General features: G+C 60.2%; 1 protein-coding gene. It reads left to right on the forward strand.

The features are described 5' to 3' along the window. Positions 1–703, forward strand: a 703-nt coding sequence (locus tag ASE71_RS36975; protein WP_413814643.1) for an ABC transporter permease, incomplete at both ends; no start/stop codon positions are given.

The raw sequence follows: 703 nt of genomic DNA on the forward strand, positions 1-703 counted from the left end.
TGGTCCGCTCAACAACTATCCGGAACTGGCGACTAAATTCTCGGGCGTCAAAGGCGTCACCATGGCGATCCCGATGGTCGAAGGCCAGGTTCTGGCGCAAGGGGTCGGTGACAGTTCGACCGGCGCGCTGGTGCGCGGCATCCGCGCCGACGACTTGAGCAAGATGAAGTCGGTTTCCGGCCACATCCAGTCCGGTGATCTCGTCGGCTTTGCCTCCGGCTCTGGCGTGGCGATCGGCTCGCGCATGGCCGAACAGCTTGGCATAACGGTCGGCGGTACCATCACGCTGACCTCGCCCAACGGCGACGTGACGCCGCTCGGCATGAACCCGCGTGTGAAGTCCTATACCGTCTCGGCAATCTACGAGATCGGGATGTCGGAGTATGACGCGACGATCATCTTCATGCCGCTTGAAGAAGCGCAGCTGTTCTTTAACGCCGAGGGACTGGTCCAGTCGATCGAGATCTTCGTCGAGCATCCTGATGTCGTTGAGGAGTTGCGCCAGCCGATCGAGGATGCGGCCGGACGGCAAATCTTCATCACCGACTGGCGCGACCGCAACAAGACTTTCTTCTCGACGCTCGAGGTCCAGAGCAACGTGATGTTCATGATCCTGTCGCTGATCGTGCTGGTCGCGGCACTCAACATCATCTCCGGCCTGATCATGTTGGTGAAGGACAAGGGCAGCGACATCGCGATCCTG

The organism is Ensifer sp. Root954, from assembly GCF_001429005.1.
Lineage (GTDB): Bacteria > Pseudomonadota > Alphaproteobacteria > Rhizobiales > Rhizobiaceae > Ensifer > Ensifer adhaerens.